The sequence below is a fragment of the Streptosporangium becharense genome, assembly GCF_014204985.1.
Taxonomy (GTDB): domain Bacteria; phylum Actinomycetota; class Actinomycetes; order Streptosporangiales; family Streptosporangiaceae; genus Streptosporangium; species Streptosporangium becharense.
The window spans coordinates 639,417-654,813 of record NZ_JACHMP010000001.1; the positions used below are offsets into that span (position 1 = coordinate 639,417).

Consider the following 15,397-nt stretch of genomic DNA (forward strand, 5'->3'; position numbering starts at 1 on the left):
AAGACTCCGGCCCGCCAAGGCTCCAGCCTGTGAAGGCTCCGGCATGCGAAGACTCCGGCCCGCCTCCCCGGGGAGGCGGGCCGGAATCCATCACCACCCCTCTGCGAGCACCCTGTCGAGCATGTCGGCGAAGAAGTCGGCGCTCTCCCGGGTCAGGCAGAGCGGCGGCTTGATCTTCAGCACGCACAACCGGTCCGAGGTGGGCTGGACGATGACGCCGAGCTCGCGCAGCCGCTCGCAGATCGCCGCGGTCTCCTCCACGGCGGGCGTGAGGTCGCGGCGGTCGCGTACGAGCTCGACGCCGAGGTACAGCCCGGTGCCGTGGACCGCGCCGATCAGGTCGTACCGTTCGGCCAGCTCCAGCAGGCGTGAGCGCAGGTGCGCTCCGACCGTCCGGGCGTTCTCCTGCAGGCCCTCGTCCCGGATGGCGTCCAGGACGGTCAGCCCCACCACGGAGCTGACGGGGCTGCCGCCCGCGGAGGAGAAGAAGTAGCCCTGCGACCGGTACCGCTCGGCGATGTCGCGCCGGGTGACGACCGCTCCCAGCGGGTGGCCGTTGCCCATCGCCTTGGCGACGGTCACGATGTCCGGCAACACCCCCTGCTGCTCGAACCCCCAGAACCACTCCCCCAGCCGCCCGTAGCCGACCTGCACCTCGTCGGCCACGCACAGCCCGCCGGCCTCGCGCACCGCGTCGTAGACCGTCGCCAGGTAGCCGTCGGGCAGCGGCATCCCCCCGGCGTTGCCGTAGTAGGGCTCGCAGATGAAGGCCGCCGGGGGGCGTCCTTGCGCGGTGAGCGCGCGGATCTCCCCGGCCGCCTCGGGGCCGTACCGGGCGGCGTCCGCGCCGCGGTGCGTCCCCCGGTAGGCGTTGGGGGCGGGCAGGGTGTGCACCCAGGCGGGACGGGTGGCCAGGGCGTCCGGGTTGTCGGCGACCGAGGTGGAGATCGCGTCGGTCGCGTCGGACCACCCGTGGTACGCCTCCCGGATGGCGACCACGTCGCGCCGGCCCGTCCACGCCCAGGCGATCCGCAGGGCCAGGTCGTTGGCCTCGGTCCCGCTGTTGACCAGGAAGACGGTGTCCAGGTGCCCGGGGAGCGTCGCCGTGAGCCGTTCCGACAGCTCGACGACCGCGCCGTAGTGGAAGCGGGAGTTGGTGTTCAACAGCCGCCACTGCCGTTCGACCGCCTCGGCCAGGCGCGGGTGGCCGTGGCCGAGGATGGTGACGTTGTTGAGCATGTCGAGGTACGCGCGGCCCTCGGTGTCGACCAGGTGGTGACGCCAGCCGCGTTCGATGCGCGGCGGGTCGGCGTAGTAGTGCTCCTGCACGGTGGCGAAGGAGGCGTCCCGGCGCCGCAGCAAGTCGTCGGGGGACGTCCCGTCGGACGCCGCGGCCGGGCCCAGCAGGACGGCCGGGTCCGGGCAGAGCGCCTGCCAGCCGGCGGCCAGCTCCGGCTGCGCGAACGCCGGGGGCCTGACACCGGCGAGGGCGGACAGCTGCACCCGCAGCGTGAACGCGTCCGGCGCCGGCGGGCCGCCTGCGGGGACGCCGCTCTCCCCGGGGACACCCCCCTCCCCGGCCTCTCCGGCCCCTTCTCCGAAGGCGCCGTCTTGCCGGGACGCGCCACCCGCGGCCGGGACGGCGTCGTCGTGGACGCCTGCGAGCACGTCTCCGAGCCGCGCACCCGCCTCCACCCGCCCGCCCGCGGCCGCGGCGGGAAGCAGGCCGCCCAGCAGCAGGTCGACGCCGTCCGACCGGAGCACCACGGTGTCACCGGCGGCGGAGACGACCGTGCCGGCCCACGGCGCGTGGACCGCGGCCGGGCCCGCGAGGTGGACGTCGACGGCGAGGGCGACGGTGGCGGGCGGGGTGGCGCTGTCGCGCAGCGAACGGGTCAGGCGGCGTTCGGCGTGGCGGGTGACGGCCGCGTCCGCGCCGGAACGCAGCAGCGCCGCGGCGGCCTCGCGTTCGGCGCCAGGGAGGGTCCAGCGGCCGTCGTGGAGTCCGTCCGCGGTGACCGAGAGGTCCATCGTCGCGATCCTCCCGCCCTCCAGGGCGGGCAGGAGCGCCGCCTCACGCGGCGGGCAGGCGGCCCCGCGGGCGGGAAGGCCCAGCGCGTCGCGCAGCACGTGCGTCATCACCTCGGCAGGAACGGACGTCGCCTGCCGGAAGATCTCCCACTCCTGGTCCAGGGCCGCCGTCGCGTAAGCGTTGGCGGCGTCGATGGCGGCCTGGTGCCGGCCGCTGACGGTCAGGACCGCGCCGCGTAGCACGACGAGCGGCCACAGCACCTCGACCTCGGCCTCCGACAGCGGGCTGACCCGGTGGAACGCCCGCACGGCCGGTACGACGGCCGCGGGGGTGGCACCGCGGTGGCGCAGGAGCGAGGCGCAGGTGACGGCGAGGTCGCCGACGGCCCAGCTGCGTGTCAGGTCGCCGAAGTCGATGACGCCGACCGGCTCGTGCCGGCCGGCGGGCGTCGTCCGGCAGACGACGTTGTCGTCGGTGATGTCGCCGTGGACGGCCTGGACCGGCAGCTCCCCGGCGTACCGGCCGACCGACTCTGCGGCCGACCGCGCGGCGGAGCGGACCAGGTCGGCGTCGCCGCCGGCGTACTCCGCGAGCAGTTCCACGACGCGCGGCGCGTGGCGCAGGTCCCACTGGAGCACACGCTCGGTGCCCGGGTGCCGGAAGTCGCGCAACGCGCGGACGACCCGGCCGGTCAGGTCCCCGAGCGCGGCGACGACCGAGGGGGCGAGATAGCCGTCGCCGCTCAGGGTCCGCCCGTCGAGGTGGTCGAGCAGGCGGACGTGGAGTTCCCGGCCGTCCACGACCGTGGACTGGACGGTCTCCCCGTCGGCACCCGGCCGGGCCCGGGGCACCGGCAGCCCCGGCTCCCGGTCCGCGACGTGCGCCGCCGCGGCGTTCTGGGCGAGCAGCTCCGGGCGGCCGAAGGCCGGGTTGGACACCTTCAGGACATGCCGTGTGCCGTCGGCCTCGGTGATCAGGAAGTTGACGTCCTGCTGGCTGCCGAGCTCACGGGCCGCGCCGTCGACGCCGAACAGCTCGCGGGCCAGGTCCCGGGCCTGTTCGGGGCCGACCCGGGGGGCGGGCAGGCCGGCCGTGTCGAAGAAGTCGAAGGCGGTGGGGGAAGGCATGATCGGCTCCTCGGCTGTCGAAGGCGGTGGCGGAAGGATGGTCGGCTCCTCAGGCGGTCGAAGGCGGCGCGCAGGGGACGTGCGGAGCGTGGGCGGCTGTCAGCTTCCGGCCGGTCCGGCTGCCGGAGCGCCATATCCGGCGCCTGCCGCCTCACCGCTCCCGCCGCGGCCGGCGGCCCCGGCCACCGGCTCGGGCACACCGGAGTCGTCGAGGGCCAGCTGGGGCGGGCGGCTGCGGAATCCGCCGGTGAGCACGGCGAGGTAGGCCACCCCCAGGCCGAACCAGATCAGCCCCACGATGAGCGCGAGCCACGACAGGCTCAGCCAGAGCCACGCCGTCATCGCAAAGCCGACGCCCGGCACGACGGCGTAGAGCAGCAGGTCACGCGGGGACCTGAGCCCCCGGTCGAACACGAAGTGCTTGACCACCGTGAGGTTGACCAGGGAGAAGGCGAACAGGGCTCCGAAGCTGATGAGCGAGGCGGTGGTGCCCAGGTCGAGGACCAGCGCCAGCAGCGACACCGCCGCGACGACCAGGGTGGCGCCGACCGGTGTCCCGAAGCGGGGGCTGAGCACGCCGAAGACCCGCTTCGGCAGGACGCCGTCGCGTCCCATGGCGAACAGCACCCGCGCCACGCTGACCTGCGACGCCGTCGCGGCGGCCACGCAGCCCGCGATGTACGCGGCGAGGAAGAACGCCTCCAGCCATCGCCCGCCGGCGGCCGTCATGATGCCGAGGGCGGCCGAGTCCGGGTCGGTGATCGAACGCCAGTCGGGCATCACGAGGTGTGCCGCGTACGACACGACGGTGAAGATCAGTCCGCCGATCAGGGTGGTCAGCACGATGGCCCTCGGCACGCTCCGGCGCGGGTCGCGTGCCTCCTCCGAGAGGGTGGACACCGCGTCGAAGCCCAGGTACGACAGGCACAGGATGGCGGCGCCCGCGAACAGGCCGTCCCACGGCATGTCCGCGTCGAACAGCGGCGCGGTGAGCGAGGGGGCGTCGCCCGCGCCGCGCAGGGCCAGCGCCAGGAAGACGACGACGAAGACGATCTGCACGCCGACCAGGACGAGGTTGGCCCGCTGCACCACGGAGATGCCGACGACGTTGAGCCCGGTGACCACGACGATCGCCCCCAGGACGAAGACCCACGTGGGCACGGCCGGGAACTGGGCGTTGAGATAGATGCCCATCACCATGTAGTTGATCATCGGCAGCAGCAGGTAGTCGATCATCAGCGTCCACCCGGTCATGAACCCCAGGTGCGGGCCGAACGACCGCTGCGTGTAGGTGTAGGCCGAACCCGCCGACGGGAAGGCCCGCCCGAGCACGGCGTAGCTCACCGCGGTGAACAGCATCGCCGCGAGCGTCATCAGGTACGCGGTGGGCAGGTGCCCCTCGGTCAGCTGGGTGACCGAGCCGTACGTGGTGAAGATGGTCAGCGGCACCATGTAGGCCAGGCCGAAGACGACGAGTGTGGGCGTGCCCAGCACCCGGCGGAGCGCGCCGGGTGGCGGAGCGGGGTGGTTCGGTGCGGTCACCATGCGGAACTCCTTGGGACGGGGGGTTTTCGGGGGGTGCGGGAGGGGTTCAGGGGCCGGGGGTGTGCCATCGCGGGCACGGGATCGGGGACGCGGGGCCGCGGACACGGGATCGGGGACGCGGGGCCGAGGAGCTGAGATCGGGGGCTGAGATCGGGGGACGCGGGGCTGGGGACTGAGATCGGGGAAGGCGGAGTCAGGGGACGCGGGGTCGACGGGGACGGGCCGGGATGCGAAATCGGTGGGTGGGATCGATGAACGCGGAGTCAGTGGACGCGCGGAGTCAGTGGACGCGCGGAGTCAGTGGACGCGCGGAGTCAGTGGACGCGCGGAGTCAGTGGAGGCGACGGCCGGCGAGCCAGGTGCCGCGCACCCGGATCTCGTGGAGGCGTTCGGGAGGCGTCACGCGCGGGTCGGCGGACAGCCAGACCAGGTCGGCGTCGGAGCCGGGGGCCAGGGTGCCGCGGTGTCCCTCGGCGAACGCCTGGTAGGCGACCCCCGCCGTGGCGGCCGACAGCGCGCTGACGACGTCGATCCGCTCGCCGGGCAGCCATCCCCCGGCCGGTTCGCCGTCGCCGTCCCGCCGTGTCACGGCCGTGGCGATCCCGGCCAGCACGTCGGGCGAGGTGACCGGCCAGTCGCTGCCGAAACTCACCCGGGCGCCCGAGCGCAGGACGGAGCCGATCCGGTACTGCGCGGCGCCGCGTTCCGGCCCGATGCGCGGGATCGTCAGCTCCCGCATGACGGCGTCGCAGCGGGCCCACAGCGGCTGGAAGCAGGCGACGACCCCGAGCGCGGCGAACCTGTCCAGGTCGGCGGGGGCGACGAGCTGGGCGTGCGCCACGACCGGGCGGCGGTCCCGGGGGCCGTTGACCCGCCCGACGTGCTCGATCGCGTCGAGGGCCGACCGCACGCCGGCGTCGCCGATGGCGTGCAGGTGGAGGGCGAAGCCCTGCCGGTCGGCCTCGGCCGCCGCCTCGCGCAGGGCCGCGTCCTCCCAGACGGGCAGGCCCCGGGTGCAGCGGTGGTCGGTGTAGGCGTCGAGGAGGTGCGCGGTGCGGTTCTCGATGATCCCGTCGACGAAGAACTTGACCGTGCGTGCCGTCAGGCGACCGGGGGCGGCCCGCTCCAGGAGGGTGCGCGTGGCGGACAGCTCGCCCCGCTGCTCGGCCCAGCGGTGCGGGTCGGCGCGCAGCGCCAGGTCCAGTCGGACGGCCAGGGCGTCCTCGGCCGCGGCCGCGAGATAGGTCTTCACGTCGTCGGGGTCGACCCAGGCGTCCTGGACCCAGGTGATCCCGTGGCGGGCCAGCTCGCCCGTGGCGCGCCGGAGCGCCTCGACCTTCCGCGACCGGCTCCACGGGACGGCCGCCGTCGTCACCAGGTCGACGGCGTCCCACTCGATCAGGGTGCCCAGCGGCGCCCCGTCCGGGCGGCGGGCGATGCGTCCGCCCGGCGGGTCCGGGGTGCCGGCGTCGATCCCGGCCTTCTCCAGGGCCAGGGAGTTGCACCACACCGTGTGGTAGTCCCAGGCCCGCAGGACCACCGGCCGGTCGCTCACGGCCTCGTCCAGCCAGCGGGCGTCGAACATGCCGTCGGGGGTCAGGGTGGCGTCATAGCTGCCGCCGAGGATCCACTCCGCCTCCGGGTTCTCGTCCGCCCAGGCCCGTACCGCGTCCTGGATCTCCCCGACACTCCGGCGACCGCGGATCTGCGGCCCGACCCCCTCCAGGCCCGCCAGCAGCGGGTGGGCGTGGCCGTCGCCGAAGGCCGGCATCAGGAAACCGCCGTCGAGGTCGACGACCTCGACGCCGGGTCCGGCGGGTGCGTGCGCCGAGACCGCTCCGGCGTCGACATACAGGGAGGGCAGGTCCCCGACCACGGCACCGCCCCAGATCGTTCCCCCGGTGAACATCACGGCAGGCATGAGGTCCTTCCAGCCTGGATCCGACGTCACGCCGAACGCCGGATGAACGATAAAACCAACGTCGTTGGTTTTAGGTGACTGTAAGGTGAGAGCCGCAGCTCAGGGAAGGTCCGGGTGTGAAATTGACTCTCCCGTTACATCCGCCCGCGCGTGCGGGCACGACCGCCGGCCCTCCGGCGCCACCAGCGGAAGGAACCCCGTGGGACGCCCCAGCACACCACTGCTCAGCGTCGACCTCATCGCCAGGGCCACTCTGCGGATCATCGACACCGAGGGCAGCGACGCGGTCACCATGGGCCGGGTGGCCACCGCGCTCGGCGTGCACACCTCCTCGCTCTACAACCACGTCAGGAACCGGGCCGCGCTGGTCGAGGAGGTCCGCACGCTCGTCACCGAGACGATCGACAGCTCGGCCTTCCACACCTTCCCGTGGCATGAGGCCGTCGTGCGGTGGGCCCGCTCCTACCGGGCGGCCTTCGCCCGCCACCCCAGATCCGTCCCGCTGCTGATGTCCGTCCCGGTCCGGGCACCGCGCGTGCTGAGCATGTACGAGGACTTCACCGTGGCGCTGCGCCGGGACGGCTGGCCCGACGAGGAGATCGTCGTGGTCCTGACGGCCGTCGAGTCGTTCATCCTCGGCTCCGTGCTCGACATGACGGGCCCACCGGCGATGTTCGACCCGGCGGCGCACGCCGCGGAGTTCCCGGCCTTCACCGAGGTCATCGCCACCCTGGAGTCCTCCGCCACCGGCGTCCCCACCACCGACCGCGCCTTCGAGCTGGGGCTGGACGCGCTCATCCGCGGGCTGCGGGCACAGCGCCGGGCCCTTCCGCAGACCGCGCGCCGGACGGACCGGATCACCCGCGACGGCACCCGGCGAAAGGACGCGCGGGATCACGGAGAGCATCGGAGTCGTTGAACACCGTGTCGGCCGCCTCGCCGCGGCGACACCTCGACGAAACGGAAAGAGGAGCATGCACGTCCCGCAGGACCAGCCGCCGGGGGCGGTGCCCCACCGGCGCTCCGACCCGCCCACCCCTCCCCCGCCGCACCCGGAGCAGGCGTCCCCGTGGGCGTCACCGGACCATGGGCGGGAACCCCGGTGGGCCCCGCCGGAGCACGGGCAGCCGCCGGAGCACGAGCAGGAACCCCGGTGGGCTCCGCCGGACTACGGGCAGCCGCCGCAGTGGCCCGCACCCCATCCGGGACAGGCGCCGCACCCCGGCCAGACGCCCTCCCCCGGACAGGCGCCGCACCCGGGACCGGTGCAGCAGTGGCCCGCTCCGCCCCACGGGCAGCCGCCGCAGTGGCCCGCTCCGGCACCGGAGCCGTGGGTCGCGCCGGCCCCGCCGGGCAGCCGTTACGACCACCTGGCCCGCACCCGCCTGCACGCCTGGTGGCGGCCGGTGCTGGGCACGTTCCTGGGCTTCGCGGGACTGATCGTGGCCGGTCTCGTGGTCGTCATCGCAGGCATGGCGGTGGCCACCGTGGCGGGTGTCGAGATCGACGGCTCCGGCGGCCGGATCTTCGCCGATCCGGTGCTGGACCTGGCGGTCAACCTGCTGGCGATCGCCGTCGTGCTGCCGGTGGTGTACGGGCTGGCGGTGTGGATCCAGCGGCGCCCGCCGGGCACGCTCTCGTCCGTCGCCGGCCGCCTGCGGTGGCGCTGGATGGCCGTGTGCACCGGGGTGGCGCTGCTCGCCATGGTGCTGGGTCAGATCGCGGTCGCTGTGGCCTACGCCGTCAGCGGCGAGGACCTGGGCGACCTGTTCGGCTGGGTCGGTTGGGACCGCTTCCTGCCCGTCCTGATCGTCACCGTGCTGCTGGTGCCCTTCCAGGCCGCCGCCGAGGAGTACGCCTTCCGGGGCTGGGTGCTGCAGGCGTTCGGCTCGTTCTTCCGCACCCCCTGGCCGGGCATCCTGCTGGGTGCCGCCGGGTTCACCGCGCTGCACGCCTACATCGACTGGGGCATTCTCGACGTCTTCGCCTTCGGCGCGCTGATGGGCTGGCTGGCCGTGCGGACCGGCGGGCTGGAGGCCCCCATCGCCCTGCATGTGGTCAACAACGTCCTGGCGTTCGGGATCAGCGGGGCGGACGGCTCCCTGGAGCAGGCGCTGAAGCAGGGCTCCGTGCCCTGGCAGAACCTGGCCGGCACGGTGGTGCAGCTGGGCCTGTTCGGAGTCGCGGTGGTGCTCCTGGCGAGACGGCGGCGGATCGCCACCGTCTCCCCCTGATCCCGTACGGAGGCTCTCACCCGGCAGCCATCTTGCTTTCGCACATGAAATGCGATCGAATGAACACATGGAACTTTCGAAACGGCGCGTCGTCGATGACGCCTCCTACCGGCCGGGTGGGTGCGGACGTCCCGGGTCACCCCGCGCGTCCGCGCTCCCGCCGGCCGTGATCGGCCGTGGGGAGGGCCGGTGACCGGGTGGCTGCTCCTCGACTACGGCGAGGTCATCTCGCTGCCGCAGCCCGCCGAGGCCGTGGCCGCCCTGGCCGCGCTCGCCGGCCAGGAACCGGCCGTCTTCGGCGAGCGCTACTGGCGGCACCGCGACGCCTACGACCGCGGCCAGGCGTCCCACGCGTACTGGAGCGATGTCCTGGGCCGAGCCCTCGACGCAGGTGACCCTCTCGTCGCCGAGCTCGACATGGCCGACGTCGCGAGCTGGTCGCACCTGAACCCGGCGAGCCTGCGCCGGATCGAGGAGCTCGCCGGCGACGGCCGCCGGCTCGCCCTGCTGTCCAACGCCCCCGAACCGCTGGCCGCCGCCATCGACGCGGCCCCGTGGGCGGCGGCGTTCAGCCACCGCTTCTACAGCTGCCGCCTCGCCCTGGCCAAGCCCGACTCCGCGATCTTCGAGAGGGTCCTGCGCGAGCTGGGTGCCGAGCCCGCCGACGTCACCTTCCTCGACGACCGGGCCGTGAACGTCGACGCCGCGGCGGCCCTCGGGATCGACGCCGTGCTGTTCACGGAGCGGACCGGCTCCTTCTGACCCACCGCCCCCTTCCGACCCGCTACGGCAGCGGGGGGCGGACGACCGCCACCTCGGGGCCGAAGCCGACCGCGAGGGTTCCTTGGGGGGTCCAGGCCAGGGCTCGGACGGGCTCCGGGAAATGCACCGGCGGGCCGACGGGCTCGCGGGTGCGCAGATCGAACAGGTGCACCTTCCCGTACGGCATCGCGTAGCCGCCGGCGGCGAGCAAGGTGCGGCCGCCCAGTTCGGTCACGGCCAGGGCCCACACCTCACAGGCTTTCAGGGGCGGGTCCAGCCGGTGGCGCTCACGCAGGTCCCACATGCGGCAGACGCCCTCGCTGCCGGTCACGGCGATGGGCCGTCCGTCGAGGTTCCAGGTGACGACCGCGTTGACCGTGCTGGTCGGCTCGTCCAGCCTCGGCAGCCGCTCGCCGGTGCGCACCGCCCACATGTCCACCGATCCGGCCCAGTCACCGGTGAACGCCACGGGCACGCCGTCCAGTTCGGTGAGCGCCGCCGCGGGGATCCCGGCGAAAGGGCCGAGCGGCGGCCCGAACTCCCGGCCGGTGCGGGGATCGCGCAGGGTGACCCAGCCGTCCCTGATCCGTTCGACCCGGACGGCCCGGTTCTCCGCGTCCGGGTCCACCGGCCCGGCGGCCCTGCCGGTCGCCGCGTCCCAGGTCAGCATTCCGCCGTCCTTGTCACGGCTCACCACCGTCGTGCGGTCGCCGTCCGTCACGACCGTGAGCTCGCGCACCTCGATCGCATGACCGGGCAGCGGGTGTCCCGGCGGTTCGGGGGACCCGTCCGGTTCACCGGACGGGAACCCGAGTTCACGCGCAGGCTCGTAACCGTCGTACGCCGAAAGATCCCAGACCCGGACCCGCCCGTCGGGGGCACCGGTGACGGCCACCCTCCGGCCGCGCAGGACGGTGGGGACCAGCCCCCAGCCCGCCCAGGTGAACGGCAGCGCCGGCCCGACGGGTGCGCCGGTGTGGAGGTCGCGCAACCGCATCCGTCCCTGCGGGGTCTCCTCGGCCACCCGTGACCAGACGGTCACGGGCGGCTCGTCCGTGGGCAGCGGCGGGTGCCCCGCGCGCAGCCGCCAGAGCCTGGTCTTCTCCGGCCGGCCGGTGGTGACGACGACGAAGCCGTCACCGGGCGTGGCCGTCCCGGCGGCGGAGGCGGATGCGGATGCGAAGGTGGAGGCGGCGGCGGAGGTGGAGGCGGCGGGAACGATCGTCTCGCCGAGGACAGGACGATCGCCGCCGAGAGCGGCCGTCCCGGCGAAGGCGGCGGGAGGGCCGTCGAGCACGGCCGTCTCGAGAGAGTTCACATCCGCGCCGGGCAGCGGCGGGCAGACCTCGTCGCCGGTGAGCAGGTCGTGGACCTCCAGATCACCGTCCCAGCCGGCGCTGGCGACCACCGCCCGCCCGTTCACGACGGCGGTGGCCACCACCTTCACCATTCCGGCGTGGCCAGTTGGGATCGTCCCGAAATGCTCCCCTGTGAGGGCGTCCCACACCTCCACCGTCGGTATCTTCCCGGTGGGCTCGTAGCCGTCGGCGACGACCAGCAGGCGGCCGTCGGCCTCCGTGATCGCCGTCGAGTTCAGCAGCACCGAATACCCCTCGGGTATGAGCAGTTCGCCGCTCCGCCCGCCGGTCTCCAGGTCGCGCAGCCATCCGCGGTTCCAGGCGGTGACCACGGCGGCCGGCCTGCCCTCGACCGGGATCACCCCGTGGACCGTCGTCCCCTGATGAGAGCTTTCCGGCCACGACAGCCGGAGCCGTTCGTCGAGCAGGCCCCCGGTCGCCCAGAGCGGACGCCACGCCGGGGGCTCCTCCGCCGGGACGTCCGCCAGGGCGTCGAGGAGGTCCACAGCTCCCCAGCGGGCGGCCTCCAGGCTGAGCAGCCACCGGCGCTCCTCCGGGTGGAAGGAGTGGGCGTCGAAGGAGGTCCGGTAGACCGTCGCCGCCAGTCTGGCCTCTGGACCGGTCCTGGGCAGGTCCGCCAGGTCCATCCGGGCGAGCAGGGACCACGGTTCGGCGCGGAGCATGGTCTCCGGATCCCAGGGGACGTCGTCCCGGGCGGCACCCTCCCGGGGTGGCTTCTCCGCCGTGGCCTCGCCGGGAGGGGACGCGGGGTCGTCCGGGGAGGAGACACCGCCGCGAGGGTGAGCGTCGCAGGACATGGGGCTCCCGATCGGGTCGTCGTTCTCGTACGTGGGGTGCGGGCGGACCGGAGGGAGGCCGGGACGGACCGGTGGTGATCCCCCGCGCGCATCCCGGACCCTAGCCACTCACCCCGCGCCGCCGGCGCCTCGCGTTCCCGCGGATCGGTGACGCCGCATGATGGGGTGAGGCCCTCCCGTCCCCGGCCTCTCCCACCATCTCCCGTCATGACCGTCCACACCATCCACACCGGGCACGCCGGACACGCCGGACACGCCGGACACGCCGGACACGCCGGACACGCCGGACACGCCGGACACGCCGGACACGCCGCGGGGACGTTCGTCCCTACCCGCGCGGTCCGCAGAGCGACTAGCGTTCAGGGCATGATTCGCGTTTTCCTGCTGGACGACCACGAGGTGGTACGCCGGGGCGTCGCCGCCCTGCTGGAGTCTGAGGACGACATCGAGGTCATCGGCGAGGCCGGGACCGCGGAGTCGGCCATCGCCCGCATTCCCGCGCTCAAACCCGACGTGGCGGTGCTGGACGTGCGCCTGCCCGACGGCAACGGAGTGGACGTGTGCCGGGAGGTCCGCTCGCGGATGCCCGGGCTGGCGTGCCTGATGCTGACCTCGTTCGCCGACGACGACGCGCTGTTCGACGCGGTGATGGCAGGCGCGTCGGGTTACGTCCTGAAGCAGATCCACGGCTCCGACCTGGTCGGCGCCGTCCGCACCGTGGCCTCCGGACAGTCGCTCCTCGACCCGGAGACCACCGCGACCATGCTGCGGCGCCTGCGTGAGCAGGCCGAACGCAAGGATCCGCTCGGCACCCTGTCCGAGCAGGAGCGGCACATCCTGGAGCTGATCGGCGAGGGCCTGACCAACCGCCAGATCGGGGAACGGCTGTTCCTGGCCGAGAAGACGGTGAAGAACTACGTGTCCAACCTGCTGGCGAAGCTCAACATGCAACGCCGCACGCAGGTCGCGGCCCTCGCCGCCCGGATGAAGGCCGACCACCCGGACCAGCAGGACAACCGCCGCTGACCAGCCGGCGGCGGGTGCCCGACCCCGAGGAGACATGACGAGGCGGCCGGGGAGCGGACAGCTCCCCGGCCGCCTCCGTGAGACGGTCACACGGCGCCGGTGGCGGGGGCCGTCGACGGCGGCGTGGGCTGCGACGGTGTCGCCTCCGGCACGGGGCGAGTCAGCCGGCGGCGGAACACCCAGTAGGTCCAGCCCTGGTAGATGAGGACGATCGGGGTGAAGATGACCGCCACCCAGGTCATCACGGTGAGCGTGTACGGGGTGGAGGAGGCGTTGGCGACGGTCAGGCTGTTGGCCGGGTCGAGCGCGGGCATCACGTTGGGCCACAGGTTGCCGAAGAGGGTGACCGTGACGGCGATGATGGCCAGCGCGTTGGCGGTGAACGCCCAGCCGTCACGTCCCCGCAGGGTGGCGAACAGCGCGCCCGCGATCCCGGCGGCGGCCAGGCCGGCGCTCGCCCACGTGGCGGGCTTGCCGGTGGTCAGCTGGGTCAGGGCCAGGAACGCGCCGCCCACGACCAGCGCGGCCACCGCCAGCTTCACGGCCAGCGAGGCCGCGCGGGCCCGAAGCTCACCGTCGGTGCGCAGGGCGAGGAAGAGCGCGCCGTGCAGGGTGAACAACACGAGCGTGGCCAGCCCGCCCAGCAACGCGTAGGGGTTGAGCAGGGTGAACAGCGTGCCGGTGTACTCGTGCCGGGCGTCCAGCGGGACCCCTCGGACGATGTTGGCGAAGGCCACGCCCCACAGGAAGGCCGGCAGCAGCGACCCGAAGAACATGGTGCGGTCCCAGCCGCGGGTGCTGTCGCTCTTGTTGCGGTACTCGATGGCCACACCGCGCAGGATGAGCGCGACGAGGATGAGGAACAGCGGCAGGTAGAAGCCGCTGAACAGGGTGGCGTACCACTCGGGGAAGGCGGCGAACGTGGCGCCTCCGGCGACCAGCAGCCAGACCTCGTTGCCGTCCCAGACGGGCCCGATGGTCGCCAGGACGGTCTTGCGGTCGGTCTCGTCCCGGCTCAGCACGGGCAGCAGGATGCCCACTCCGAAGTCGAAGCCCTCCAGGACGAAGTAGCCGATCCACAGTACGGCGATGAGCAGGAACCAGACGGTGGTGAGTTCCATGGGGATCCTCGGCGACGACTCAGTAGGACAGGGCGGGGGCGGCGGTCTGCGCGGGAGCCTCAGGCTCCTGCTCGGGACCGATCTTGATGAACTTCAGCAGCAGCCGGACCTCGATCGCCGCGAGCACCGCGTACAGGAGGGTGAAGCCGACCAGGGTGATGGCGACCTCGGCGACGTCGACGCCGGGTGAGACGGCCGCGGCGGTGCGCATGATCCCGTAGACGGTCCACGGCTGGCGGCCCATCTCGGTGAAGATCCAGCCCAGCGAGTTGGCGAGGAACGGCAGGGCGATGCCGGCGATGGCGATCCGGTGGAACCAGGGGTTGGCCGGGACCCGGCCGCGGCGGGTGAGCCAGAGCCCGCCCAGGGCGAGCAGCGCGGCCAGCACCCCGAACCCGATCATCAGACGGAAGGACCAGTAGGCGAGGCCGACGACCGGCGTGTAGTCGCCGGGGCCGTAGAGCTTCTCGTAGCGGGCCTGGATGTCGTTGATGCCCTCGACCTTGCCGTCCAGGGTGTTGGTGGCCAGCAGGCTCAGGCCGTAGGGGATCTGCAGGTTGATGTGGTTGCGGCCGTTCTCGACGTCACCGACGGCGAACACCGAGAACCCGGCGGAGGTCTCGTCCTCCCACAGCGCCTCGGCGGCGGCCATCTTCATCGGCTGCTGCTCGGTCATGATCTGCGCCTGCCAGTGGCCGGAGGCGGCGACGCCGACCGAGGCGACCACGGTGACGGCCATGGCCATCCGCGCCGAGGTGCGGAACAGCTCCACGTGCCGCTTCCTGAGCAGCTGCCAGGCGCTCACCCCGGCGACGAACGCGCCCGCGGTGATGAACGCGCCGAACAGGACGTGCGGGAAGGTGGCCAGGGTGGTGGAGTTGGTGAGCACGGCCCAGATGTCGGTGAGTTCCGCGCGGCCGGTGTCCGGGTTGAGGCGGTAGCCGACCGGGTGCTGCATCCAGGAGTTGGCCGCGAGGATGAAGTAGGCGGACATGTTGGTGCCGATCGCGGCCAGCCAGATCGTGGCCAGGTGCACCTTGGGCGGCAGCTTCTCCCACCCGAAGATCCACAGTCCGAGGAAGGTGGACTCCAGGAAGAAGGCCATCAGCCCTTCCATCGCCAGCGGGGCCCCGAAGACGTCACCCACGAAACGCGAGTAGTCACTCCAGTTCATCCCGAACTGGAACTCCTGCACGATGCCGGTCACCACCCCCATCGCGAAGTTGATCAGGAACAGGCGGCCCCAGAACTTCGTCAGCCGCAGGTACTTGGGATCGCCGGTGCGGTGCCAGGCGGTCTGCAGCCCGGCGACGAGCACCGACAGGCCGATCGTCAACGGGACGAACAGGAAGTGGTAGACCGTCGTTATCCCGAACTGCCAGCGCGACAGGTCCAAGACGTCCATGGGTGGTGCTCCGTCTCACGAGTGATGTCCTCGACAAGACTCCCGGTT

General features: G+C 73.0%; 10 protein-coding genes. 4 read left to right on the top strand and 6 right to left on the bottom strand.

The window, feature by feature from the left end; translation table 11 throughout:
• Positions 1 to 90 precede the first annotated feature (90 nt).
• From F4562_RS02855 to F4562_RS02865, 3 genes are all read right to left on the bottom strand, one after another.
• The gene (locus tag F4562_RS02855) at positions 91 to 3,159 is read right to left on the bottom strand and encodes an aminotransferase family protein (RefSeq protein WP_184540672.1); all 3,069 of its coding nucleotides are present in this window, start codon (positions 3,157 to 3,159) and stop codon (positions 91 to 93) included.
• Between the two features lie 99 nt (positions 3,160 to 3,258).
• Complete coding sequence (locus F4562_RS02860; protein ID WP_184540673.1) at positions 3,259 to 4,704, bottom strand: APC family permease; 1,446 nt, start codon at positions 4,702 to 4,704, stop codon at positions 3,259 to 3,261.
• Between the two features lie 331 nt (positions 4,705 to 5,035).
• Positions 5,036 to 6,625: an amidohydrolase gene (locus F4562_RS02865; protein WP_184540674.1), complete on the bottom strand. Its 1,590-nt coding sequence runs from the start codon at positions 6,623 to 6,625 to the stop codon at positions 5,036 to 5,038.
• Between the two features lie 199 nt (positions 6,626 to 6,824).
• Between F4562_RS02865 and F4562_RS02870 the strand changes: the two genes are divergently transcribed.
• From F4562_RS02870 to F4562_RS36195, 3 genes are all read left to right on the top strand, one after another.
• Entirely contained in the window at positions 6,825 to 7,544 is a 720-nt protein-coding gene (locus F4562_RS02870) for a TetR/AcrR family transcriptional regulator (protein ID WP_184540675.1), read from the top strand.
• Positions 7,545 to 7,599: 55 nt separating this feature from the next.
• Positions 7,600 to 8,859, top strand: a complete 1,260-nt coding sequence (locus F4562_RS02875; RefSeq protein WP_184540676.1) for a CPBP family intramembrane glutamic endopeptidase — start codon at positions 7,600 to 7,602, stop codon at positions 8,857 to 8,859.
• A 189-nt stretch (positions 8,860 to 9,048) separates the two neighbouring features.
• Complete coding sequence (locus F4562_RS36195) at positions 9,049 to 9,621, top strand: HAD-IA family hydrolase (RefSeq protein ID WP_184540677.1); 573 nt, start codon at positions 9,049 to 9,051, stop codon at positions 9,619 to 9,621.
• A 22-nt stretch (positions 9,622 to 9,643) separates the two neighbouring features.
• Here F4562_RS36195 and F4562_RS02885 read toward each other — a convergent pair whose 3' ends face one another.
• Positions 9,644 to 11,797, bottom strand: coding sequence for a WD40 repeat domain-containing protein (locus tag F4562_RS02885; RefSeq protein WP_184540678.1), 2,154 nt, complete (start codon positions 11,795 to 11,797; stop codon positions 9,644 to 9,646).
• Positions 11,798 to 12,163: 366 nt separating this feature from the next.
• Here F4562_RS02885 and F4562_RS02890 point away from each other — a divergent pair, with 366 nt between their 5' ends.
• Positions 12,164 to 12,823: a response regulator transcription factor gene (locus F4562_RS02890; RefSeq protein WP_184540679.1), complete on the top strand. Its 660-nt coding sequence runs from the start codon at positions 12,164 to 12,166 to the stop codon at positions 12,821 to 12,823.
• A gap of 86 nt (positions 12,824 to 12,909) precedes the next feature.
• Here F4562_RS02890 and cydB read toward each other — a convergent pair whose 3' ends face one another.
• Both cydB and F4562_RS02900 read right to left on the bottom strand, forming a co-directional pair.
• Entirely contained in the window at positions 12,910 to 13,944 is a 1,035-nt protein-coding gene (gene cydB / locus F4562_RS02895; RefSeq protein WP_184540680.1) for a cytochrome d ubiquinol oxidase subunit II, read from the bottom strand.
• Between the two features lie 19 nt (positions 13,945 to 13,963).
• Positions 13,964 to 15,349 carry a cytochrome ubiquinol oxidase subunit I gene (locus F4562_RS02900; protein ID WP_184540681.1) on the bottom strand — a complete coding sequence of 462 codons (1,386 nt, stop codon included), beginning with the start codon at positions 15,347 to 15,349 and terminating at the stop codon, positions 13,964 to 13,966.
• Between the last annotated feature and the right edge of the window lie 48 nt (positions 15,350 to 15,397).

Excerpts from the sequence above, each read along its gene's own strand:
- F4562_RS02900 (WP_184540681.1), bottom strand. The coding sequence starts at position 15,349 with ATGGACGTCTTGGACCTGTCGCGCTGGCAGTTCGGGATAACGACGGTC.
- cydB (WP_184540680.1), bottom strand. The coding sequence starts at position 13,944 with ATGGAACTCACCACCGTCTGGTTCCTGCTCATCGCCGTACTGTGGATC.
- F4562_RS02865 (WP_184540674.1), bottom strand. The coding sequence starts at position 6,625 with ATGCCTGCCGTGATGTTCACCGGGGGAACGATCTGGGGCGGTGCCGTG.
- F4562_RS02860 (WP_184540673.1), bottom strand. The coding sequence starts at position 4,704 with ATGGTGACCGCACCGAACCACCCCGCTCCGCCACCCGGCGCGCTCCGC.
- F4562_RS02890 (WP_184540679.1), top strand. The coding sequence starts at position 12,164 with ATGATTCGCGTTTTCCTGCTGGACGACCACGAGGTGGTACGCCGGGGC.
- F4562_RS02855 (WP_184540672.1), bottom strand. The coding sequence starts at position 3,159 with ATGCCTTCCCCCACCGCCTTCGACTTCTTCGACACGGCCGGCCTGCCC.
- F4562_RS02875 (WP_184540676.1), top strand. The coding sequence starts at position 7,600 with ATGCACGTCCCGCAGGACCAGCCGCCGGGGGCGGTGCCCCACCGGCGC.
- F4562_RS02885 (WP_184540678.1), bottom strand. The coding sequence starts at position 11,797 with ATGTCCTGCGACGCTCACCCTCGCGGCGGTGTCTCCTCCCCGGACGAC.